Origin of the sequence: Kribbella steppae (genome assembly GCF_004342025.1) — a bacterium.
GTDB lineage: Bacteria > Actinomycetota > Actinomycetes > Propionibacteriales > Kribbellaceae > Kribbella > Kribbella steppae.
The window spans coordinates 536,346-557,714 of sequence record NZ_SLWN01000003.1 but is presented as its reverse complement, the minus strand read 5'-3'; the positions used below and the strand labels follow the sequence as shown (position 1 = coordinate 557,714).

Genomic DNA, 21,369 nt, shown 5'->3' with positions numbered 1-21,369 from the left:
TTACTTCGCAGCCAGCTCGGCGGCCCGCTTGGCGGCGCCGTCCATCGTGTCGACCCGCTCCAGACCGGCCAGCCCGGCCTCGTCGAGGATGCGGCGGCCCTCCTCGGCGTTGTTGCCGTCCAGCCGGACGACCAGCGGCTTGGTGACGTGCTCGTCGCGGCTCGCCAGCAGCTCGAACGCCTGCACGATGCCGTTCGCGACCGCGTCACAGGCCGTGATGCCGCCGAAGACGTTGACGAAAACGCTCTCCACCTGGGCGTCGGAGATGATGATCTCCAGGCCGTTCGCCATCACCTCCGCCGATGCGCCACCACCGATGTCGAGGAAGTTCGCCGGCTTCACGCCGCCGAACTCCTCACCGGCGTACGCGACGACGTCGAGCGTGGACATGACCAGGCCGGCGCCGTTGCCGATGATGCCGACAGAGCCGTCCAGCTTCACGTAGTTCAGGCCCTTGGCCTTGGCCGCCGCCTCCAGCGGGTCGTCCGCGGACGCGTCCTCGAACTCGGCGTGCTCGGGGTGCCGGAAGTCCGCGTTCTCGTCCAGCGTGACCTTGCCGTCCAGCGCCTCGACGTTGCCGTCCTCGAGCTTGACCAGCGGGTTCACCTCGACCAGCGACGCGTCCTCGCTGATGAACACCTCGTACAGCTTGACGATCTCAGGCGCGACTGCGTCGAGGATCTCGTCCGGGTACTTCGCCGCCTGCGCGATCTCCCGGGCCTTGGCCTCGTCCACCCCGACGGCCGGGTCGATCGAGATCTTCGCCACCGCCTCAGGGTTGGTGTGCGCGACCTCCTCGATCTCCATACCGCCGGCCGCCGACGCGATGCACAGGTAGTTCCGGTTCGCCCGGTCGATCAGGAAGGAGAAGTAGTACTCCTCCGCGATCGCCGCGGCCGGGACGATGTTCAGCGTCTTGACGATGTGGCCCTTGATGTCCAGACCGAGGATCTCGCGGGCCTTCTCCTCCGCCTCGTCCGGCGAGGAGGCCAGCTTCACGCCACCGGCCTTACCGCGGCCGCCGGTCTTCACCTGGGCCTTCACCACGACCCGGCCGCCGATCTTCTCGGCCGCCGCGCGGGCTTCTTCTGCAGTGGTGACGACCTCACCCACGGTCGTCCGCACTCCATGCTTGGCGAAGACAGTCTTCGCCTGGTATTCCATCAAGTCCACGACTGTGGTCCCTCTCTCGCACCTGTTCGAGTAGGCCGCGGCAGGCGGGCAGTTCCCGATGGAGGGCACGGTCGCCGGCGCGTTCCGTCGGCCTGAGACTAGCCACCCCGGCGTCCTCAGCAACAGCCGGGGTGCACGCTGAGACGACCGTCACAGCCGTCTTGCCTGTCCGTGAAAGGCTTGACGTATGACCTCTGCAGCGACCAGACCAGCTGACGACTGGTGGCGTAGCGCCGTCGTCTACCAGGTGTACCCCCGTTCCTTCGCCGACGCCAATGGTGACGGCACCGGCGACGTGAACGGCATCCGGGCCCGGCTGCCCTACCTCGCCGATCTCGGCATCGACGCCATCTGGATCAGCCCCTGGTACCCGTCCCCGCTCCTCGACGGCGGGTACGACGTGTCCGACTACCGGGGCATCAACCCCGATTTCGGCACCCTGGCGGACGCCGACGCGCTGATCGCCGAGGCGCACACGCTCGGGATCCGGATCCTGATCGACCTGGTCCCGAACCACTGCTCCTGGGAGCACCCGTGGTTCAAGGCCGCCCTGGCGGCGGGTAAGGGCTCTCCGGAACGGGACCTGTTCTGGTTCCGCGACGGCAAGCCGGGCGGTCTGCCGCCGACCAACTGGCCGGCCGCGTTCGGCGGCGGCGCCTGGCAGCAGATCGAGGACGGGCAGTGGTACCTGCACCTGTTCGACATCTCCCAGCCGGACTGGAACTGGGACCACCCGAAGGTGATCGAGGAGTTCGACGCGATCCTGCGCTTCTGGTTCGACCGCGGTATCGACGGGTTCCGGATCGACGTGGCCGACTCGATGGCCAAGGATCCGGCGCTGCCCGACGTACCGCTGCACAACGGGCAGCCGACGCGGGAGAAGTACGTCGGCAACCCGACGTACGACCAGCCCGGAGTCCACACCATCCACCAGCGGTGGCGGACGATCGCCGACGAGTACGCCGATACCCCACTTGGGCCGCGGGTGTTCGTGGCCGAGGCGTGGCTGTCACCGGCCGAGCGACTGGCGCAGTATGTGCGTCCGAACGAACTGCACTCCGCGTTCAACTTCGACGTACTGCAGTGTGCCTGGGACGCGAAGGAGTTGCGCGAGGTCATCGACCACACCACGGACAACCTGTGGGCCGTGGGTGCGCCGGCGACGTGGGTGCTGAGCAACCACGACACCATCCGGCACCGGACGCGGTACGGCCGGGATCAGCGGGATGCGTTGGAAGGTGCGGGCGTCGTACCGACCGACCTGGAGCTCGGCCGGCGCCGGGCCCGCGCGGCGGCGTTGCTCGAGCTCGCGCTACCTGGTGGGGCGTACATCTACCAAGGTGACGAGCTCGGCCTGCCCGAGGTCGAGGACCTGCCGGAGGAAGTCCTGGACGACCCTGTTTGGGAGCGCTCCGGCCACACTGCCCGCGGCCGCGACGGCTGCCGAGTACCCATCCCGTGGTCCGGCACCGAGCCGCCCTTCGGCTTCGGCACTGGCGCCGGCCAGCCGTGGCTACCTCAACCGGCCAACTGGTCCTCGCTGACCGCCGAGGCCCAGGCATCCGTCCCGGACAGCCACCTAAACCTCTACAAGGCCGCCCTCCGCATCCGCCGCTCCACCGAGGCCCTGGGCGAAGGCCGCCTCATCTGGGACGAAGACACCCCCGCCAGCGTCCTCTCCTTCACCCGCTCCCCCAACTTCCGCTGCCTCACCAACCTCAGCGACACCCCCATCCCCCTCCCCACCCACAACCAAGTCCTCCTCACCAGCCAGCCCCTCACAGACGGCCAACTCCCCACCGACACCACCGCCTGGCTCGAGCTCTAGAACCGAACAGGCCAAGGCCATAGCCGCAGAAGTGAACCCGGGAGCCAGCAGGCCGATTGGCTCCCGGTTCGCGCAGCATTCACAATCGTGTGGTCACAGAATGTGTGGATATACTGACTACGCCAGGGCAATAGCCTGAGGAAGTGGACCCGGGAGCCAGCCGGACGACTGGTCGCCCGGGTTTCGCGCGTCTGGGCCAGGTTCTAGGTCAGATCTACGACGCACGCAACGAGATCCTTCACCCGGCGCCGCCAATCGCCACCCTTGCCGAACGCCCAGGCGGTGGCATCCGCAGCCCACAGCAGTGGATCGGCCGCCGGAGCCGAGTGAAGCCACGCGAACCGGCCGTCGGCGACGAACTTCTGCGCGATCGGCTGGATGACCTGGTTGTCTCGCCGGTCCTGACTGCACGACTCGATCACCAACCTGGTGACGTCGAGTTCCAGCAGAGCGGGAATCAGCGCGCGCAGGCACTCGTCCCGCCCGGCACGGATCGGACGGCCGGCGACCTGTGCTCGATAGAGATAGACCTGCAGCCCGAGGCCAGTCAGCGTGCTGAGGATCTCGCGGCGGCGGGGTCACTTTAGATGTGCCCTCGGACAACCCTCAAACCGTCTCGACCGCCACCACCAAAGGCCTGCGCACAAAGCAAAAGGCCGGAGCCGCGTGGGCGGCTCCGGCCTTCTACTGTTAGCGGAAGCGGGCGCGGGCTTCTCGGTCGCGGCGGTCCCGTTCCTCTCGTTCCCATCGGTCCCGGTCCTCACGATCGCGTCGATCGCGTTCCTCCCGGTCCCTCCGCTCCCGGTCTTCGCGGTCCCGCCGCGCCCGGTCATCCCGGTCGCGGCGGTCCGATCCGCCCGGTTGCGGAACAAACTCACTTCACGCCACCTGCCGTGAGGCCGGCGACGATACGGCGCTGGAACAGGAGCACCGCGATCACCAGTGGGATGGTGACGACCACGCCGGCGGCCATCTGGCTGCCGAACGGTTGGTCACGTCCCGACGTACCGGTGAACTGCGAGATCACCACGTTGGCGGTCTGGTACTCCTTCTTGTTCACCATGCTCAGCGCGATCAGGAACTCGTTCCAGGCCGCGATGAAGGTGATGATCGCGGTGGTGAACACACCCGGTGCTGCCAGCGGGAGGATCACCTTGCGGAACGCCTGGGCCGGCGTACAGCCGTCGACCATCGCGGCCTGCTCGAGCTCTCGCGGCATCTGCCGGAAGAACGCTGTCAGGAGCCACACCGCCAGTGGTAGTGCGAACGACAGGCTGGGCACGATCATCGCCTGGTAGGTGTTGATCCACTCGATGTCGCTGAACAGTTTCTTCAGCGGGATCACCAGCGAGATCCCCGGGAACATCGAGGTGACGATGATGATCGCCAGCACGAAGTTCTTGCCCCGGAACTCCAGCCGGGCCAGGGTGTAGGCCGCCACCATCCCGATGATCAGCGTCAGGATCGTCACCGTGCCGGCCACGATCAGGCTGTTCAGCAGAGCGCGCTGGAACCCGGTACCGGGCTTGAACACGTCGGCGAAGTTGGTGAAGGAAATCGGCGACGGAATGATCGAGTTCTCGAACTGGTCGGTCGGCCGGCGCAGCGACGACACCACCATCCAGAAGAACGGCACCAGGCAGTAGAGCACGATCAGCGCGACACCGATCAGCGGCAGCCAACGCCGGTACCACGGCGCCTCGGCAGCCTTGACGTCGATCATCTTCGGGGCCTTCTCAGCAACAGACATCATTCACCTCCTAAGCCGCCACCGGCGGTCAGTCCGGCCACTGGGGCGCCCGGGTCCTGCTGCTTGCCCCGGCCTCGCCCGTTGCTGCCCTTCTTCTTCGCCTTCCGCTGGATGGCGTCACCGAACACGTCGGCACCCAGCAGCTTGACGAACACGTAGGCGACCACAGCGACGTAGATGAACAGCAAGGTCGCGTACGCCGCCGCCGGCCCGTACCGCGTCTGGTTGGCTTCGAGGTACGCCAGGATCGACAGCGTCTCGACCGACTCCTTGTTCGGGCCGACCAGCACGAACGGCAGGTCGAAGATCCGCAGTGTGTCGAGGATGCGGAACAGCACTGCCACCAGCAGCGCCGGCTTCACCAACGGCATGGTGATGTGGATGAACGTCGACCACACCTTGGCGCCGTCGACCTTGGCGGCCTCGTAGACCTCGTCCGGGATCGTCTGCAGGCCCGCGAGTACCAGCAGCCCGATGAACGGCGCGGTCTTCCAGGTGTCGGCGATGATGACCGACAGCACCGACTGCCAGCCCTCGGTGGACCACAGGATCTGCGTGCCGAGCATCGAGTTGGCGATGCCGTCGGCCTGGAAGATCCACTTCCACAGCAGCGCGGAGACGACGGTCGGGATCGCCCACGGGACCAGGATGCTGGCCCGCACGATGCCGCGGCCCTTGAACGCCTTGTGCATCACCAGGGCCATCGCGACACCCAACGTGGTCTCCAGGAGCACACAAGTGACGGTGAAGAACGTGGTGTTGTAGAAAGCGTTCCAGAATCGTTCGCCGGTCTCGCCGGAGAAGATCGCCGTGTAGTTCTCGAGACCCACGAATTCGGAGCCCTGGACGACGAAGCCCGACTCGTCGATCCGTTGACCACTCTGGTACAGCGACTCGCGCAACGCCGCCAGGATCGGCAGTCCCACGACGAGGATCAGCACGATCATGGTCGGCGACAACAGCAGCGCGGCCAGCCGGCCGGTGCCCTCGTTGAACGAGCTCCGCTTGGGCTTCTTGGTTGTTTCCGGCGTCGGCCGCTGGGCGACCGGTGCGGATGTACTCACCTCTGCCTCCTTCTTTCCGCCCGCTTCCGGCGGGCAGCGACAGGCCGGGGCCGGCACGCAGCGGTGAAGCTCCGCGCCGGCCCCGCCGCTTCGGTCATTGCGTGATGAGCGTGCTCAACTTGGTCTGCAGGTCGGCCAGCGCATCCTTCGGTGGCGTCGTACCGGTCAGAGCGCCGTACGCCGCTTCCTGGATGGCCGTGGTGACATCGCCGTACTTGACCACCTTGGGCCGCGACTTCGCGGTCTCGATGGAGGCCTTCAGCGGAGCCAGGTACGGGAACTGCTTGTTCAGCGCGGGGTCGTCGTACAGCGAAGCCCAGGTCGGCGCCTGCGAGGTCTTCTCGATGTTCGCCTTCTGCCGCTCCTCGCTGGACATGAACTTGATGAAGTCCGCCGCGGTCGCCTTGTTCTTGGTGAACTCGGAGATCGCGTAGTTGTGGCCACCCAGCGTGGACACACCCGCGCCGTCCTTGCCCGGCAGCGCCGCGACCGCGAACTTGCCGGCGATCTTCGACGAACCGTCGGTCTTGCCCGCCAGCGCGTACACGTACGGCCAGTTCCGGTGGAAGATCAGGTTGCCTTCCTGGAACGCCCGGCGGCCCGGCTCCTCCTGGTAGGTGATGGCAGCCTTCGGAATCATCCCGGACTTGAAGCCGTCCACCAGGAAGGTCAGCCCGGCCAGCGCCTCCGGGGTGTCCACGTTCGGCTTGCCGTCGTCACCGACGACGACACCGCCCGCACCGTTGACGGCCTCGGAGAAGTTCACCGTCAGGCCCTCGTACTTCTCGAACTGACCCGCGTAGCAGCTGGCCGACTTGGCCTCGGGCAGCGCCTTGACCTTCGTGCAGGCCTCCTGCATCTCCGTCCAGGTCTTCGGCGGCTGCACGCCTGCCTTGTCCAGCAGGTCCTTGCGGTAGTACAGCAGACCACCGTCGGACGTGACCGGGACGGCGTACAGCTTTTCTTTGTACTTGGCCGTGTCGAGCGTCGACGGCAGCAACTTGCCGAGATCCGGGAACTGGTCCTCCGGCAGTTCGGTGATCCAGCGGTTCGCGGCGAACTCGGCGGTCCAGACCACGTCCAGGTTCAGCACGCTGAACGCGTCGGACTTGATCTGGGCGTTCGAGATCATCTGGGCCCGCTGCTGGTCCGCAGACTCGGGCAGCTCGGTCACCGTGACCTTCTCGTCCGGGTGCTGGGAGTTCCACGCCGCGACCTGGTTCGTCAGGTTCCCGGAGGTGTCCTTGCCGGTGGCAAAGTTGATCGGGCCGCGACCCTCCAGTGCTCCCCCGGTCGAGCCGCTGTCGTCACCGCTCCCGTCGTCACCGCCACACGCGGATGCGAGCAGCACCAAGCTGCCGGCGACGGCCAGAGCGACCGCCTTGCGTGTGTGTGATCGTTCAAACCTCATCGTTTACCTGCCCTCTCCCGATGGGACATCACTTTGTCCTGCGTCAGTGGTTCACAGTCCCCCACCGCGCTGCGATCCCGCATGTCCGGACAGTAACCGACGACGGGGGTGATGTGTCCTGAGCCACACACCTTGCCGCTCGACAGCCTCTGCAACGGACAGCCGCATGGCTGTATGCGACCGCGATTCGACAGTCCGCACAACCGGGTCTTCCTTAACGATTCGGTATTACCGGTTAGTAACCTAGCTGAACGGACGGTATTCGTTCAGAACGACTCCACGCAGTCGTCATCACGCTCCGGAGCGGAACGGATCTCTCCGAGCGCCTCAGGCAGGCGAGGCGGAGGCGTCGCCGACGTGGGCGCGGACCCACTCGACGATCTCGGTGGTGGTGGCGCCGGGAGTGAAGATCTTGTGGACGCCGAGCTCGGCCAGCGGCTGCAGATCGGCGTCCGGGATGATGCCGCCGCCGAACACCACGATGTCGTCGGCGTCCCGCTCGGTGAGCAACTCACGGACTCGCTTGAACAGGGTCATATGCGCACCGGACAGCACCGACAGGCCGATCGCGTCGGCGTCCTCCGCGATCGCGGTCTCGACGATCTGCTCCGGTGTCTGGTGCAGACCGGTGTAGATGACCTCCATACCGGCATCCCGCAGCGCCCGGGCAACGACCTTCGCGCCGCGGTCGTGGCCGTCCAGGCCCGGCTTGGCGACGACGACCCGCAGAGGGCTGGTGGGGGGCATGTCCGGTGGCCTTTCCGTACTGGAGCGCCGCGTTGCGTCCAGATTCGCAGGCTATCCGAGCCGAACCTCACGGATAAGACACGGAGGTGTGTGTTCCCCGACACGCCGGGAGTGAACCGGTTACCTTGGAAGAGATCGGACCAATTCGGGGGGTCTGGTTGCGTGAGGAGTCGCCCATGAGCAGCGAGGCGGTGGACGAGCCGGGCCAAGCAGTTGCGGCGGCCGGCGGTTCCTGGCAGGACGGCGTCCGCGGTGCACTGGACGGACTCATGTACGGCGCGCGGTCCGCGCTGTCACCTCGCGTCCTGCAGGGCGCGGCCGTAGAGATCGGGTGGCTGACCACCCATCTGGCGATGTATCCGCTCGGCCTGGTCAGCGGATCGGGCTCTCGTACCGAGAGACTCAACCTGACCGGCCTGACCCCTGCCCAGCGCGGCCTGCTGGTCCATGACGTCCGGGCCGCCGGTACGCCGATCCTGCTGGCCCACGGGATCATCGACAATCACACCGTTTTCGCCCTGATGCGCCGGCAACTGCTGCGTCGCGGCTTCAGCAGCATCCACACCTTCTCGTACTCACCGTTGACCTTGGACGTACGCCGTACCGCGGAACGGATGGGCGACGAGATCGAGCGGATCTGCGAGGAGTCCGGGTCGGACCAGATCCATCTGGTCGGGCACAGCCTGGGCGGACTGATCGCGAGGTACTACATCCAGCGGCTCGGCGGTCATGAGCGGGTACACACCTGCGTCACCCTCGGCACCCCGCACGAGGGCACCGTTGCCGCGCGGCTGCTGCCGTGGCCGCTGGTCAAGCAGGTCCGCCCGGACAGCGACCTGATGGCCGAGCTGGCCGAGCCGGCACCTGACTGCCGGACCAGGTTCGTCGCGTTCTACAGCGACGTCGACCAACTGATCGTGCCGCAGCGGCGGGCCCGGATTCGGCATCCCGATCTGCTGGCGAGTAACGTGCGGGTTCGCGGCGTGGGCCACCTGTCCCTGCCGTTCCATGGCGAGGTCGTGCACCAGATCACCGGGATGCTGGCCCAGCTCGACGAGCAAAACGACGAGAACACCGTCGCCTGACAGCCTCAGTTGTCCTGACATGCGCAGATTTGCCTGACAAGGCAGCTTTCTGGGCGGTTGCGGCGGATGCACGTGCAGGCGCGCATGCAAAGGTTTCGTGAAGGAGACGGCAAAAAGTGGGTGGCAGGGTTTGTCGCCTCGTGACTCATCCGTTATCGTGCGTGAGTCCCCAGGGGGAATAAAACCTCCCCGGGGTCGGAGAAGGCCTTGGCCCCTCCCCTAGCCCCTCCCCTGTGACCGAAAGGCCACGTTGTGTCCCAGCACCGTGTCGCGGGCGACCGCGTCACGCCAGGCAACGCTGCGCGCAAAACCGGCGCAGGACGTCACAGTGCCAAGCATCGTGTTGCCAGGCGTAACACCCCCAGTAGTACTCAGATCGTCGGTTTGACCGCAGCGCTCGCTGCGGCGGCAGGAGCTGTGGGATTCAGCCACAGCACCCTCGCCTCGCCGACCCAGGCGAACTCCGCGGTCAACCTCGCCGCCCTCAGCATCGACAACGGGCAACTGTCCGGCATCACCACGGCACGTATCCAGGCCCGCCAGCTCGCCACCCGTGACTCCTCCCGGGTCCAGCTCGCCGGCAACGAGACGAACAAGAAGCAGGCCGCCGCCGCCCAGCTGGCCAAGGCCCGGGCCGCCAAGCTCACCGCCACCCAGGCCCTCACGGCCAAGCGCGCCTCCGCCCTCGCCAAGGCCAAGGCCGCGGCCGATGCGGCCGAGAAGAAGCTCCGCGAGTCGGCCAGCCGCTGCGAGATGATGATCTCCGGCTACCACATCACCGCGACCTTCGGTCAGGGCGGCAGCCGCTGGGCTCGCAACCACACCGGCACCGACTTCGCCGCCCCGGTCGGCACCTCGATCCGGTCCGTGATGAAGGGTGTGGTGGTCTTCGCCGACTGGGCCGGCGCGTACGGCCGCCAGGTCCAGGTCCGGCATGAGGACGGCACCGTCACCTGGTACAACCACATGTCGAAGTTCAGCGTGTCGGTCGGCGAGACCGTGTACGCCGGTGACCAGGTCGGCGCGGTCGGGATGACCGGTAACACCACCGGCCCGCACCTGCACTTCGAGGTCCACCCGGACGGCGGCGACGCGACCGACCCGATGCCCTGGCTGCGCGACCACTGCGGCCTCAACCCGTAGAAATCCCCGGGCGCTCCGCCCTGGAACCTGACTAAGCTGCCGGGCATGCGTCCGGCGCCTGGTGAGGTACTGCACTTCTCCGAAGATCCGACCATCGAGGTCTTCCGGCCGCACGTCGCCAGGACGGCGCAGCAGGCCACTCCGTACGTCTGGGCCGTCGGCCACGACCGAGCTCCCGACTACTGGTTCCCGAGGCAGTGCCCCCGCGCGATGGCGTGGGTGGGCCCCTCGACCACTTCCAACGACCGCGACCGCATCATCGGCGCCGGCTCCGGCACCCGTGTGCACGCCGTCGAGTACTCCTGGCTGGACGCGATGCGCTCGGTCAAGCTCTATGCCTACCGGCTGTCCGCCGACGCGTTCACCGAGTACGACGCCGCCGTCGTCGCAACCGCTGAGGTCCGGCCGCTGGGTCCACCCGAGCGCGTCGGCGACCTCTTCGAACTGCACGACGAAGCCGGCATCCAGTTGCGTGTGCTGTCCCGGCTGCACGACTTCTGGTCCGAGGTCATCACCAGCACCCTGGAGTGGAGCGGCATCCGGCTCCGGAACGCCCGGCCATGACCACGACGCAGTACGGCGAACTCGGCGAAGCCGCCTGGGGTTGGGTCCTCCAGCAGGTGCAGTGGGACGACGCCGGCCCGTGGATCCCCGAGGCGGCCGGCGGTGACAAGCCGGAGGAGTACCGCGAGGGCATGCACAGCGGAATCGGCGGACTCGCGCACGCACTGGCCGAGATCAAGCTCACCCGCGTGTGGTCAGCCGAGGAAACCGCATTGGCCGGTGCGATCGCCGACCAGATCCGCACCGCGATCCCGACCGAAACCTCGATCACCTACTTCGACGGTCTGGTCAGCGCGATCGGCGTCCTCACCGCCCTCGGTGAACAGGGCACGCCGTCGGCTCTGGACCGGATCACCGAGCTCACGATGGACAACGGCTGGCACGAGAGCTTCCTCGACCCGCCGAACTACCTCCCCGACGCCGTTGCGAGCGACGCGACACTCGGCACCGGCGCCGTCCTGATGGGCGCTCTCTGGGCCGGTCGACACGGCGACGACGCGCGCCCGCTGGCTGAGCGAGCCGCCGACCTGCTCCTGGGCGAGAAGGAGGAGCCGGCGAACTGGCAGTTCATCCCACGCCGCTTCTGGCCCGGACCCGAGCAGAAGGGCGAGATGCCGAACTTCTCGCACGGTCTGGCCGGGATCGCGGCTGTGCTCGCGGTCGCGGGCGTCGAGCTCGACCGCCCGGACCTGATCGACGCGGCCCGTGGCGGTGCCGAGCACCTGGTCACGCTCGGGATCAACGACGACAAGGGTTTCCGGGTGCCGCGCATCATCCCGTGGGAGGAGCGCCACGGCGACGAGTACACCTACAACTGGTGCCACGGCGGCCCTGGTACGTCGCTCCTGTTCCGCGCACTCGAGTACGCCGGAGTGGACAAGGTGGCCGGTGAGACGCCGGCCGGTTGGCATCGGCGGTGTCTGGACAGCGTGCGCTACTCCGGTGTGCCCGAGCGGCTCTACCCGGGCTTCTGGGACAACGACGGACGCTGCTGCGGTACGGCGGGAGCCGGCGACGCATTCCTGGACGCGTGGCACCGCGACGGCGACGAGCAGGACCTCGAGTTCGCCGTACGGCTCGCGGATGCCCTTGTGCAGCGGGCGTTTCAGGAAGATGGCACGGCGTACTGGCGTTTCGTTGAACACCGCAACGAGGAGCCGCTGCTGCCGCCGGGCGTCGGCTGGATGCAGGGTGCGGCGGGGATCGCGGCGTACTTGTTCCGGCTGCAGCGCGTGCTCGACGGCGGCACTGACGCGGTCGAGCGGATGGACAACTGGTGGGCGCTGCGGCTTTAGCGGCGCCAGACCTCGGCGGTGGTGAGGAAGGCGGACGAGCCGGGCTTGTCGGGTGAGCCGTCGACCTGGACGAAGCCGGGGACCGAGGCGCCGCCGATCGAGACGGTCGCGGACCGGACCGGGGCGATCACCAGGCTGAGGCTGTGGTTGCCCTCGCCGAGCTGGAAGTTGTCGGTCGCGAACAGCCGGCGGTCGAGAACGCCGCCCATCTCGATCTGGATGTCGGCCGCCTTGGCGCTGAGGCCGTCGGCCAGGTTCATCGAGACCTGGACCAGGTCGCGCTCGATCGCCGGCTCGTGCCAGGGCAGGCCCTGCACCTCGAGGAACGAGCGGACGAAGTAGCGCTCCAGCCAGGCCGCCAGGTCGACGTCCTCGGACACCACCCGGACGATCCCGTCGAACCAGAGGACGACCGCCGTACCGGCGCCGCGGATCGACCAGTCGACCATCCAGATCGACGCGTACGCCGTCACCTTGCCGGACTCGTCGAACAGCCGCAGCCCAGGGTTGGCTCCCGCCAGGATGATCCGGCGGTTACTGCCTGCTACCGACTTGGACATGGGGGGACAGCTTCCGGGGGAGGGCCGAAGATCCTCGATTGTCTCAATCCCGGGGCCAGATGCAACGCAGCGTCCCAGAATCTTGATTCAGATCTTCTCCACCGGTGCATACCGCAACAGCAGCCGCTTCACACCTTCTGAGCCGAAATCGATGTCGGCCTGAGCCTGTTGGCCCTCGCCGCGGACGACCACCACGGTGCCCATCCCGAAGCTGTCGTGGACGACCCGGTCGCCCGGGTTGAGGCTGATCACCGGCTTGTCGGAGGCGGTACGGCGGGGAGGCTCGTAGCGACTGGAGATGCCGCTGCCCCTCGACGTACCGGTGCCGGACCAGCGGGTGATCGCGGACTCGTCGCGCCGCCAGTCGAGCAGCTCGGCCGGGATCTCCTCCAGGAACCGGGACGGCGGGTTGTGCTGCGGAGCGCCGTACGCCGACCGGACCGCGGCCCGGGAGATCGCCAGCCGCTGCCGCGCCCGGGTGATCCCGACGTACGCGAGCCGCCGCTCCTCCTCGAGCTCCTTCAGGTCGGTGAGCGACCGCGAGTGCGGGAAGACGCCGTCCTCCATCCCGGTCAGGAACACCACCGGGAACTCCAGGCCCTTCGCGGTGTGCAGGGTCATCAACGTGACCACACCGCCGTCGTCGGCCGCGTCCGGGATCTGGTCCGCGTCGGCCACCAGCGCGACCCGCTCGAGGAACGCCTGCAGATCGGCCGCTTCACCGGCGGCCGTCCGCTCCTCGACGAACTCCCGGGCGACCGAGATGAACTCGTCCAGGTTCTCCAGCCGGGTCTCGTCCTGCGGATCCGGTGACTTCTGCAGCTCCTCGTAGTACCCGGACCGGTGCAGCGCGACGTCCAGGATGTCGTCCGGCGGTGCACCCGAGTCCACCATCGCGGTCAACTCGTCGAGGATGTCCACGAAGGCCTGTACGGCGTTCACCGAGCGACTCGCCATCGCCGGCGCGTCCTGGGCCCTCCGGAGCGCCCGGGCGAACGAGATCCGGTCCCGGGCCGCCAGCGCCTCGATCGCGGCCTCGGCCCGGTCGCCGATCCCGCGCTTCGGCACGTTCATGATCCGGCGCAATGACACCGTGTCCTCGGGGTTCACCAGCACGCGTAGGTACGCGAGCGCGTCGCGGACCTCCTTGCGCTCGTAGAACCGGACGCCGCCGACCACCTTGTACGGATGGCCCGTCCGGATGAAGACCTCTTCGAAGACACGCGACTGCGCGTTGGTCCGGTAGAACACCGCCACGTCGGACGGCTTCACCCCGTCGGCGTCGGTGAGCCGGTCGATCTCGTCGGCGACGAACTGCGCCTCGTCGTGCTCGTTGTCGGCGACGTACACCGCGATCTGCTCGCCCTCGCCCTGGTCGGACCAGAGGTTCTTCGCCTTGCGGCCCTCGTTCCGGCTGATCACCGCATTGGCCGCGGTCAGGATCGTCTGGGTGGAGCGGTAGTTCTGCTCCAGCAGGATCGTCTCGGCGCCGGCGAAGTCCTCCTCGAAGGCGAGGATGTTGCGGATCGTCGCGCCGCGGAACGCGTAGATCGACTGGTCGGAGTCGCCGACCACCATCAGCTCGGCCGCCGGCGCGGCCGGGCCGTTGTAGTTCGGGTCGTCCTCGCCGCAGAGCTCGCGGATCAGCGTGTACTGCGCGTGGTTGGTGTCCTGGTACTCGTCGACCAGCACGTGGCGGAAGCGGCGCCGGTAGTACTCACGCACCTCCGGGAACGCCTGCAACAGGTTGACCGTGGTCATCAGCAGGTCGTCGAAGTCCAGCGCGTTCGCCTGGGCCAGCCGCTCCTGGTAGATCCGGTAGCACTCGGCGTACGTCTCCTCGAGATGGTTCGACGTCTTCGCCGCGGCCGTCTCGTGGTCGATCAACTCGTTCTTCTGGGTGCTGATCCAGTTCAGCACGGCGCGCGGGTTGTACCGCTTGACGTCCAGGTCGAGCTCGCGGCAGACCAGCGTCATCAGGCGGCGCGAGTCGGTGTCGTCGTAGATCGAGAACGTCGAGTTGATCCCGAACCGCTTGATGTCGCGGCGCAGGATCCGCACACAGGAGGAGTGGAACGTCGAGACCCACATCAGCTTCGCCCGCGGCCCGACCAGGTCCACCACCCGCTCGCGCATCTCCGCGGCGGCCTTGTTGGTGAACGTGATCGCGAGGATCGATCCGGGATGCGCGTCGCGGGCCGCCAGCAGATAGGCGATCCGCCGGGTCAGCACCCGGGTCTTCCCCGATCCCGCACCGGCCACCACCAGCAGCGGTTTACCCGCATGCACGACGGCGGCCCGCTGCTGCGGGTTCAGCCCTTCGAGCAGCGAGTCCGGATCGGTCCGATGCTTCTTGGGCTCCTCCAGCGGCACCGGGAGCTCATCAGGCGAGAACAGCGTAGTCATCACCACTCACCTTAGGCGGTCCCCCGGACAGTTCTCGAAACACGCACCTAAGGTGGCTCCATGGCGCAGTCACATCCGGTGTTCGCACGTTTGTACGCGCGGGCGCGGCCGGCGATGGACGAGCAAGGCGCGGCGGACCATCGGCGGACGCTCCTGGACGGGCTGGCCGGCCGAGTGGTCGAGGTCGGCGCGGGCGACGGCGGGAACTTCGCGCACTATCCAGCCGAGGTGACCGGTGTGGTGGCCGTCGAACCGGAGTCCTATCTGCGCGCCAAGGCCGAATCCCGGGCGTTCGCGGCTGCCGTCCCGGTCGAGGTCGTCAGCGGGACAGCGGACCGCCTGCCACTCACGGACGGCTCGATCGACGCCGTGGTCGCGTCACTGGTGTTGTGCTCGGTCCCGGACCAGGCCGTCGCGTTGGCCGAGGCGTTCCGGGTACTACGACCAGGCGGCGAGCTCAGGTTCTACGAACACGTCGCAGCCGAGCCGGACAGTGGGCTGGACCGCGTCCAACGGATCGCGGACGCAACCATCTGGTCCTGGTTCAGCGGCGGCTGCCACGTCCACCGCGACACGGCCACCGCCATCACCACGGCTGGCTTCACCATCACCACCATCGACCGCTTCAACTTCGGCCCCGTCCCCGCCAAGCCCCACATCCTCGGCCGCGCGGTCCGTCCCAGCTAGGACAGCTGGCGGGTGAGGTGGAGTTCTACTGGTGTCGGTGAGCCGAGCCAGTGCATCTTGGCTGAGGTGTCGTCGCAACTGGTGACGCGGAGACCTGGGACGCCCTCGATGGTGCCGTCGTAGTCCTTCGCGGCCAAGTGGGCGACGACGGAGGGGAGTTCGGGCCCGTCCATCCACTCGACCCGGGCCAGGTCGGGGCGGGCCTGCCACATGTCGACCCAGACCGCCGGGTCCTCGCCGAAGAGCGTCGTACGCAGGATCATCGACACCGCTCCAAGCAGCGTCGCCGCCGGGGTGGCCGTCAGTTCCAGCAGGGTGCGCTCCTGGTCGGACAGGTCGTCCGCCACCAGGATCGCGTGGTCGCTCAGGTTCACGTCTCCGCCATGCACGTCGTTACTGTCCGGATCCACGGCCGTCCAGGCGACCCGACACGCCGCCACCGGCGATCACGTTTGCTGTCGGCAGAGTTGCCGACAGCAGAAAAGCTGGGGTGGGCCCGATCCGCCGGTCAGGGTTGAGGACATGGCTGATGACAACAAACCACCGCTGTTCAACGAGTCCGCGCGCCAGCGGTTGCTCGGGCAGCGCATCGTCGTACTGGACGGAACACTCGACGACGACAACGGCACCTTGCTGGCGACGCAGATCCTCACCCTGGCGGCCGAGGACCCGGATCGCGACATCGCGTTGTGGATCCACTCACTCGGTGGGTCGGTGCCGTCGATGCTGGCGATCCGGGACGTGATGCGGCTGGTCCCGTGTGACGTGTCGACGCTGGCGATCGGGCTGGCCTGCAGTGCCGGGCAGTTCCTGCTGTCTGCCGGTGCGCCGGGGAAGCGATACGCACTGCGGCACGCGCGGGTCCTGATGCACCAGGGTTCGGCCGGGATCGGCGGTTCCGCGGTGGAGATCGAGATCCAGGCCAACGACCTGCGGCACATCCGCGACACCGTGCTCGCCCTGATCGCCGAGGACACCGGGCAGCCGTTCGACACTGTGCACGAGGACTCGCTGCACGACCACTGGTACACCGCCGAACAGGCCCGCCAGTACGGCTTCATCGACCACATCGTGGAGTCCTTCGACCAAGTCATGCCGCAGCAGCGAAAGGCCGCCTAATGAACGAGCGAAGCGAGTTCATCATCAAGCACAGTGCGTGTCGAGTCCCATCCGCTCCCGGAGCGAAGCGAGGACGTGGATGAGCTCCTACACGATTCCCAACGTCATCGCCCAGCACCCGCGGGGCGAACGCATCATGGATGTCTACTCGCATCTGCTCAGCGAGCGGATCATCTACCTCGGGACGGCGATCGACGCCGGTGTCGCGAACGCGCTGATCGCGCAACTGCTGCACCTGGAGGCGGACAAGCCGGACCAGGAGATCAACCTCTACATCAACTGCGAGGGCGGCGACATGACCGCGATGCTCGCGATCTACGACACCATCCAGTTCATCCAGGCGCCGATCGCGACCTTCTGCGTGGGCCAGGCGATCTCGGCCGGCGCGGTGCTGCTCGCCTCCGGTGCGCCCGGGCGTCGCGCCGTACTGCCGCACGCGCGCGTCGTTCTGCACCAGCCGGCCGCGCGCGGTCAGGGCACCATCCCGGACCTGATCCTGCAGGCCGACGAGGTGGTCCGGGTCCGCGGACAGGTCGAGTCGATCCTCGCCGCACACACCGGGCAGAGCATCGAGCGGCTGCGGCACGACACCGATCGCGACCACGTGCTGACGGCCGAGGGTGCCCGCGAGTACGGGATCGTCGACGTGGTCGTCAACCATCGGGTCCCGGTCCCGGCCTTCGCCTGATGGGGGTACCGAAGGACAGGAGGTAGTAGGGCGGCCAAGCGGATGGGAAGCGTGCGAGGTGACCTACGGAGGCAGTACCTCCTGTCCTTCGGTACCTAGTCGAACGCGGCGTCGAGGATCTTGTCGGCGACGGCGGCGTGGTGGGCCACGTCGGCGTCCCGGCGGCCGATCCGGTTCGTCAGGTACGCGTAGGCGATCCGCCGGTCGGGATCGGCCCAGCCGATACAGCAGTTGCTGCCGTTGTGCCCGAACGTCCGCGGACTGCTCGTGGTCCCGAGCGGCGTGATCGCCTCCGGCAGGAACCGCGGCCCGCCGAGCTGGAAGCCCTGCGACCACCGGATCGGCACGCCGACGGTCCGGTCCACCTCGCCCTCGCTGGTCGGCGCGGTCGCGGCCACGACCGACTGCGGTCGCAGGATTCCGGAGCCACCCGCCAGCAGGGCCTGGTACAGCGCGGCCAGATCCCGTGCGGTGGTGGAGATTCCGGCCGCCGGTATGACGGCCTCCCGCGTACTGCGGCGGTTCACCACCGACTGGACGAACGGGCCGGCCGCTCCGGACACCCGGATCGGGACACTGCGGTCCCACTCGTCGGCGGGCAGTCCGAGGAAGGTGTCCATGAGACCGAGTGGTTCGAGGACGAGGCGCTGTACCAGCTGCTCGATCGGTTGCCCACCGCATCGATGTGCGACCTCGCCGAGGACGAACCCGTACGCGAGCGGGCTGTAGGCGACCGTGTCGATCGGCCAGCGGAGCCGGGCCTCCTCGATCCGCCGCAGCGACAGGTCCCAGTCCGCCATCGCGCGGGCGTCGCCGATGTAGGAACCGATCGTGGTCAGCCCGGACCGGTGCTGCAGCACCTGGCGGACGGTGATGGCCCGCTTACCGCTCTCGCCGAACTCGTGCCAGTACGCCGCCACCGCGTCGTCCAGGTGGAGCCGCCCGGCCTCCACCAGTTGGTGGATCACGATCGCGACGTACGGCTTGCTCGCCGAGAACAACCAGAACAACGTGTCCGGCGCGCACCCGAGCGCCTGGTCGACCACCACCCGGCCGTCCCGGATCACGCACAGCTGCGCCACAGCCTTACGGGAGCGAACCAGGTCGACGGCCGCCCCCAGCCGGCCCGCGTCCATCCGGACGTCCCGCGGCTCGCACTCCCCACCCAACTCCATCGATCCTCCTCCCCATCACCTCCAGCATGGGGGGTCGGACCAAGATGCGCGCGTCAGCAACTAATCGATTTGCGGGTTGGAGCGCGAGCGGCGAGGGTGCGGGCATGACTATTGCTCATTGGGTGGTTGGGGAAGGGCCGGCGTTGCTGCTCGTGCACGCCGGAGTGGCGGATGCGCGGATGTGGCGGCGGCAGGTTGACGAGCTCGCGCAGGACCACCGGGTGATCACGGTGGATCTCCGGGGGTACGGCGAGACGCCGCTGGAGCCGGCGGCGAAGTACTCCGACGCCGGCGATGTGCTCGCGGTGCTCGACGAGTTGGGGATCGACTCGGTCGAGGCCGTCGGCGCGTCGTACGGCGGGTACGTCGTCCAGCAGATCGCCAGCCGTCAGCCGGAGCGATTCCAACGCTTGGTCCTGATCTGCGCGCCGACGGACGGGGTGGAGCCGACCGCGGACATCCGGGCCGTGTGGGCCGAGGAGGGGCGGCTGATGGACGCCGGCGACATCGACGGCGCCACCGATCTGATGGTGCGGAGCTGGCTCGGTCCAGAAGCCGACGACGAGGCCAAGCAGCTCCTGCACACCATGCAGAAGCGGGCGTTCGAGCTTCAGGTGCCCGCGGGTGAGGTCGACAACGAGGAGTACGAGCTCGAGCCGGAGAAGATCAGCGCGCCCGTGCGATTGATCACGGGCGCGCATGACTTCGAATGGTTCAGCAACTGTGCGTCGTACCTGGCCGAGCGGCTCCCGAACGTCGAGCGCGTCGACCTCCCGTGGGCCGGCCACCTGCCGACCCTCGAGCGACCCACCGAAGCGATGGGCCTGATCCGCTAGGCGTCAGTCGGCGAGTGCGCCCATCGGGTCCCAGGCGGGCAGCACGATCGGCGCGTCGTCGAGGCGCTCCTGCAGCTCGGCCGGCAGGGCGGAGCGCCGGACGGCGATCTCGAAGACGTGCTCGCCGAACCATGAGTCGTTCATGGTCCAGAAGCCGCCGTCCGCCTTCTCGTCGCCCCAGCTGTTCTCGACCCGCCAGCGCCGCGGCTTGCCGTCCACCACGTCGACACCGGTGAACAGCATCGCGTGCGTCATCAGCGTCTCGTGGTGCACCAGCCGGTCGGCCTTGTCCAGGCTGAACTCGGTGTCGTAGACAGAGCCGTAGTCGTACAGCTTGGCGTCCCAGTAGCCGAGGTCGGCGTTCATCTGCTTGCCGACGTCGCAGCCGAACCAGACCGGCTCACCGCCGACGATCGCATCCTGGGTGAGCTGCTTCATCAGCTCGACCTCGACATTCAGGTACACCACCGGCGGCGCGTCGATGACGTTGCCGAGGTAGTCGACGGTGAACGTCTTGCCGACCGGGCTGGTCTCCCGCGGGTCGTGCACCAGGCAGACGTACTCCTCCACCGGCAGCTGCACGTACGCCGCCGCGAACTCGGCCGGCGTCGTCCACCCGTCCCGGTGGAACCCCTTGTCGCTGTCCTTCCACTGCCAGAGGAACTTCTGCGGCGGCGTACCGAGGTGGATGCTCAGCACCCGGTGCACGGTGGTCAGGATCTCCTGCTTGCGGTCACGCTGCGCCTCGACACCGTCCAGCGCCCGCAGGTCGCGGGCACCTTGGCGGAGCAGCTTGCGCAGGGTGTCGTTCATCTGCGCGGTCGCCGACGAGCTCTCGGTCTCCGGCATCGCCGACTTCGGCACCAGACCGTGCTTGCGGACCAGCGCGACGAACATGTTCCACTGGCCGCCGTCACCGATCGGGTCGGACAGCAGGTGTGCCACGGTCCGGTCGTCGACATCCCGGCCGGCGGTCTCGATGATCGCCTCGAGGAAGAAGTTGGACCGCTCGAACTTGTCCCAGAACAACGTGTAGTTCTGGGAGAACTCGAAGTCCTTCACGCCGAGCTTGTCGGCCGCACCGGCGCGAAGCAGGTTCAGCCCGGCGAACAGCCAGCAGCGGCCGCTCTTCTTCTGGTTCGTCACCTTCCAGTCGTCCAGCAGATGCGACACCGAATGGTCGATCGAGGTGACGACCTGACGGTCGAGGGCGATGGCGTTGACCGGCGTCTGCGTGACGGCGTTCTGCATCACCCGATACTGCGGGTTCGACACGAACTCCTTCTCGAAGAGCGCGAGTTGTTCGGCAGTGAGATTCCGCTCCATAAGAGTCGACGGTATAACAGCCGCCAAGCCCGTACCGCCTCCGCCGGGGTGGCGACAACACGCCCCGTCCACAACTCGCCACCCCACTTCTTGCCGTGCCGTCGGTACGGCGCTTCACCCGGGCCCCCGGTGGTGGTATGCCAGAGGGGCAGCAGCTATCGTTATTGAAAATGGCATTCAACAACTAAGGACGCCCGATATGCCCCGACGCCCGGCGCCGCCGACCGGCAAGCGCAAGCCGAAGCAGAACCCGCTCGACCGCGACGGCATCACCTACATCGACTACAAGGACACCGCGCTGCTGCGGAAGTTCATCTCCGACCGGGGCAAGATCCGCTCCCGCCGGGTCACCGGGCTGAGCGTCCAGCAGCAGAAGCAGGTCGCCCGCGCGATCAAGAACGCTCGCGAGATGGCGCTCCTGCCCTACACCTCGGCCAGCCGCTGACCGTCGTACCAGGCGCGGCCACCCTTCCACTCACCGGAAGGTGGCGGTTTCCGCTCAGCGGAAGGCG

Annotated in this window: 21 protein-coding genes; 10 read left to right on the top strand and 11 right to left on the bottom strand. The window is 67.7% G+C overall.

Annotated features, from left to right (window positions below; translation table 11 throughout):
* The gene (sucC, locus tag EV652_RS11240; RefSeq protein WP_132208978.1) at window positions 1-1,173 is read right to left on the bottom strand and encodes an ADP-forming succinate--CoA ligase subunit beta; all 1,173 of its coding nucleotides are present in this window, start codon (window positions 1,171-1,173) and stop codon (window positions 1-3) included.
* A 187-nt stretch (window positions 1,174-1,360) separates the two neighbouring features.
* Between sucC and EV652_RS11235 the strand changes: the two genes are divergently transcribed.
* Window positions 1,361-3,001, top strand: a complete 1,641-nt coding sequence (locus tag EV652_RS11235; RefSeq protein WP_132208977.1) for a glycoside hydrolase family 13 protein — start codon at window positions 1,361-1,363, stop codon at window positions 2,999-3,001.
* A gap of 203 nt (window positions 3,002-3,204) precedes the next feature.
* On the opposite strand, the gene EV652_RS11230 is transcribed toward EV652_RS11235, so the two are convergent.
* The 5 genes from EV652_RS11230 to icmB all read right to left on the bottom strand — a co-directional run bounded on the left by EV652_RS11230 (window position 3,205) and on the right by icmB (window position 7,973).
* Window positions 3,205-3,426, bottom strand: a complete 222-nt coding sequence (locus tag EV652_RS11230) for a hypothetical protein (protein WP_132208976.1) — start codon at window positions 3,424-3,426, stop codon at window positions 3,205-3,207.
* Between the two features lie 449 nt (window positions 3,427-3,875).
* A complete protein-coding gene (locus EV652_RS11225; RefSeq protein WP_439649050.1) occupies window positions 3,876-4,754 on the bottom strand; it encodes a carbohydrate ABC transporter permease in 879 nt (292 codons plus the stop codon).
* Window positions 4,751-5,815: a carbohydrate ABC transporter permease gene (locus tag EV652_RS11220; RefSeq protein ID WP_242001692.1), complete on the bottom strand. Its 1,065-nt coding sequence runs from the start codon at window positions 5,813-5,815 to the stop codon at window positions 4,751-4,753. The genes EV652_RS11225 and EV652_RS11220 overlap by 4 nt, the downstream gene beginning before the upstream one ends.
* Window positions 5,816-5,909: 94 nt before the next feature.
* Window positions 5,910-7,226, bottom strand: a complete 1,317-nt coding sequence (locus EV652_RS11215; RefSeq protein ID WP_132208975.1) for an ABC transporter substrate-binding protein — start codon at window positions 7,224-7,226, stop codon at window positions 5,910-5,912.
* A 327-nt stretch (window positions 7,227-7,553) separates the two neighbouring features.
* Window positions 7,554-7,973: a coenzyme B12-dependent isobutyryl CoA mutase small subunit gene (gene icmB, locus EV652_RS11210; protein WP_132208974.1), complete on the bottom strand. Its 420-nt coding sequence runs from the start codon at window positions 7,971-7,973 to the stop codon at window positions 7,554-7,556.
* A 176-nt stretch (window positions 7,974-8,149) separates the two neighbouring features.
* On the opposite strand from icmB, the gene EV652_RS11205 reads away from it, so the two are divergent.
* The 4 genes from EV652_RS11205 (at window position 8,150) to EV652_RS11190 (ending at window position 12,060) form a co-directional block, all read left to right on the top strand.
* Entirely contained in the window at window positions 8,150-9,058 is a 909-nt protein-coding gene (locus EV652_RS11205; protein ID WP_132208973.1) for an esterase/lipase family protein, read from the top strand.
* A 417-nt stretch (window positions 9,059-9,475) separates the two neighbouring features.
* On the top strand, window positions 9,476-10,201 hold the full coding sequence (locus EV652_RS11200; protein ID WP_242001691.1) for a M23 family metallopeptidase: 726 nt from the start codon (window positions 9,476-9,478) through the stop codon (window positions 10,199-10,201).
* Between the two features lie 45 nt (window positions 10,202-10,246).
* Window positions 10,247-10,765: a DUF6886 family protein gene (locus EV652_RS11195; RefSeq protein WP_132208971.1), complete on the top strand. Its 519-nt coding sequence runs from the start codon at window positions 10,247-10,249 to the stop codon at window positions 10,763-10,765.
* Window positions 10,762-12,060, top strand: coding sequence for a lanthionine synthetase LanC family protein (locus tag EV652_RS11190; protein ID WP_199238114.1), 1,299 nt, complete (start codon window positions 10,762-10,764; stop codon window positions 12,058-12,060). Before EV652_RS11195 ends, EV652_RS11190 begins: the two co-directional genes overlap by 4 nt.
* Here EV652_RS11190 and EV652_RS11185 read toward each other — a convergent pair.
* Together EV652_RS11185 and pcrA are read right to left on the bottom strand one after the other, a co-directional pair.
* On the bottom strand, window positions 12,057-12,620 hold the full coding sequence (locus tag EV652_RS11185) for a hypothetical protein (RefSeq protein WP_132208970.1): 564 nt from the start codon (window positions 12,618-12,620) through the stop codon (window positions 12,057-12,059). The genes EV652_RS11190 and EV652_RS11185 overlap by 4 nt on opposite strands.
* A gap of 87 nt (window positions 12,621-12,707) precedes the next feature.
* Entirely contained in the window at window positions 12,708-15,026 is a 2,319-nt protein-coding gene (gene pcrA, locus EV652_RS11180) for a DNA helicase PcrA (protein WP_132208969.1), read from the bottom strand.
* Between the two features lie 60 nt (window positions 15,027-15,086).
* Here pcrA and EV652_RS11175 point away from each other — a divergent pair, with 60 nt between their 5' ends.
* The gene (locus EV652_RS11175) at window positions 15,087-15,713 is read left to right on the top strand and encodes a class I SAM-dependent methyltransferase (protein ID WP_132208968.1); all 627 of its coding nucleotides are present in this window, start codon (window positions 15,087-15,089) and stop codon (window positions 15,711-15,713) included.
* Here the strand turns inward: EV652_RS11175 and EV652_RS11170 are convergent.
* Window positions 15,710-16,123, bottom strand: a complete 414-nt coding sequence (locus tag EV652_RS11170) for a hypothetical protein (RefSeq protein WP_132208967.1) — start codon at window positions 16,121-16,123, stop codon at window positions 15,710-15,712. The genes EV652_RS11175 and EV652_RS11170 overlap by 4 nt on opposite strands.
* Before the next feature lie 112 nt (window positions 16,124-16,235).
* Here EV652_RS11170 and EV652_RS11165 point away from each other — a divergent pair, with 112 nt between their 5' ends.
* Together EV652_RS11165 and EV652_RS11160 are read left to right on the top strand one after the other, a co-directional pair.
* Window positions 16,236-16,832, top strand: a complete 597-nt coding sequence (locus tag EV652_RS11165) for a ClpP family protease (protein ID WP_132208966.1) — start codon at window positions 16,236-16,238, stop codon at window positions 16,830-16,832.
* A gap of 79 nt (window positions 16,833-16,911) precedes the next feature.
* Window positions 16,912-17,520, top strand: coding sequence for a ClpP family protease (locus tag EV652_RS11160; RefSeq protein ID WP_132208965.1), 609 nt, complete (start codon window positions 16,912-16,914; stop codon window positions 17,518-17,520).
* Between the two features lie 95 nt (window positions 17,521-17,615).
* Here the strand turns inward: EV652_RS11160 and EV652_RS11155 are convergent, their stop codons facing one another.
* On the bottom strand, window positions 17,616-18,695 hold the full coding sequence (locus tag EV652_RS11155; protein WP_132208964.1) for a serine hydrolase domain-containing protein: 1,080 nt from the start codon (window positions 18,693-18,695) through the stop codon (window positions 17,616-17,618).
* A gap of 104 nt (window positions 18,696-18,799) precedes the next feature.
* Here EV652_RS11155 and EV652_RS11150 point away from each other — a divergent pair, with 104 nt between their 5' ends.
* Window positions 18,800-19,531 (top strand): alpha/beta fold hydrolase, encoded by a 732-nt coding sequence (locus EV652_RS11150; RefSeq protein ID WP_132208963.1) that lies wholly within the window; start codon window positions 18,800-18,802, stop codon window positions 19,529-19,531.
* Between the two features lie 3 nt (window positions 19,532-19,534).
* Here EV652_RS11150 and EV652_RS11145 read toward each other — a convergent pair whose 3' ends face one another.
* On the bottom strand, window positions 19,535-20,857 hold the full coding sequence (locus EV652_RS11145; protein ID WP_132208962.1) for a C1 family peptidase: 1,323 nt from the start codon (window positions 20,855-20,857) through the stop codon (window positions 19,535-19,537).
* Window positions 20,858-21,056: 199 nt separating this feature from the next.
* Between EV652_RS11145 and rpsR the strand changes: the two genes are divergently transcribed.
* Window positions 21,057-21,302, top strand: a complete 246-nt coding sequence (rpsR, locus tag EV652_RS11140; RefSeq protein ID WP_132208961.1) for a 30S ribosomal protein S18 — start codon at window positions 21,057-21,059, stop codon at window positions 21,300-21,302.
* Window positions 21,303-21,369 lie beyond the last annotated feature (67 nt).

Excerpts from the sequence above, each read along its gene's own strand:
- EV652_RS11190 (WP_199238114.1), top strand. The coding sequence starts at position 10,762 with ATGACCACGACGCAGTACGGCGAACTCGGCGAAGCCGCCTGGGGTTGG.
- EV652_RS11195 (WP_132208971.1), top strand. The coding sequence starts at position 10,247 with ATGCGTCCGGCGCCTGGTGAGGTACTGCACTTCTCCGAAGATCCGACC.
- EV652_RS11205 (WP_132208973.1), top strand. The coding sequence starts at position 8,150 with ATGAGCAGCGAGGCGGTGGACGAGCCGGGCCAAGCAGTTGCGGCGGCC.
- EV652_RS11175 (WP_132208968.1), top strand. The coding sequence starts at position 15,087 with ATGGCGCAGTCACATCCGGTGTTCGCACGTTTGTACGCGCGGGCGCGG.
- EV652_RS11185 (WP_132208970.1), bottom strand. The coding sequence starts at position 12,620 with ATGTCCAAGTCGGTAGCAGGCAGTAACCGCCGGATCATCCTGGCGGGA.
- EV652_RS11155 (WP_132208964.1), bottom strand. The coding sequence starts at position 18,695 with ATGGAGTTGGGTGGGGAGTGCGAGCCGCGGGACGTCCGGATGGACGCG.
- EV652_RS11225 (WP_439649050.1), bottom strand. The coding sequence starts at position 4,754 with ATGATGTCTGTTGCTGAGAAGGCCCCGAAGATGATCGACGTCAAGGCT.
- pcrA (WP_132208969.1), bottom strand. The coding sequence starts at position 15,026 with ATGACTACGCTGTTCTCGCCTGATGAGCTCCCGGTGCCGCTGGAGGAG.
- EV652_RS11165 (WP_132208966.1), top strand. The coding sequence starts at position 16,236 with ATGGCTGATGACAACAAACCACCGCTGTTCAACGAGTCCGCGCGCCAG.
- EV652_RS11235 (WP_132208977.1), top strand. The coding sequence starts at position 1,361 with ATGACCTCTGCAGCGACCAGACCAGCTGACGACTGGTGGCGTAGCGCC.
- EV652_RS11160 (WP_132208965.1), top strand. The coding sequence starts at position 16,912 with ATGAGCTCCTACACGATTCCCAACGTCATCGCCCAGCACCCGCGGGGC.
- rpsR (WP_132208961.1), top strand. The coding sequence starts at position 21,057 with ATGCCCCGACGCCCGGCGCCGCCGACCGGCAAGCGCAAGCCGAAGCAG.
- icmB (WP_132208974.1), bottom strand. The coding sequence starts at position 7,973 with ATGCCCCCCACCAGCCCTCTGCGGGTCGTCGTCGCCAAGCCGGGCCTG.
- EV652_RS11150 (WP_132208963.1), top strand. The coding sequence starts at position 18,800 with ATGACTATTGCTCATTGGGTGGTTGGGGAAGGGCCGGCGTTGCTGCTC.
- EV652_RS11215 (WP_132208975.1), bottom strand. The coding sequence starts at position 7,226 with ATGAGGTTTGAACGATCACACACACGCAAGGCGGTCGCTCTGGCCGTC.
- EV652_RS11145 (WP_132208962.1), bottom strand. The coding sequence starts at position 20,857 with ATGGAGCGGAATCTCACTGCCGAACAACTCGCGCTCTTCGAGAAGGAG.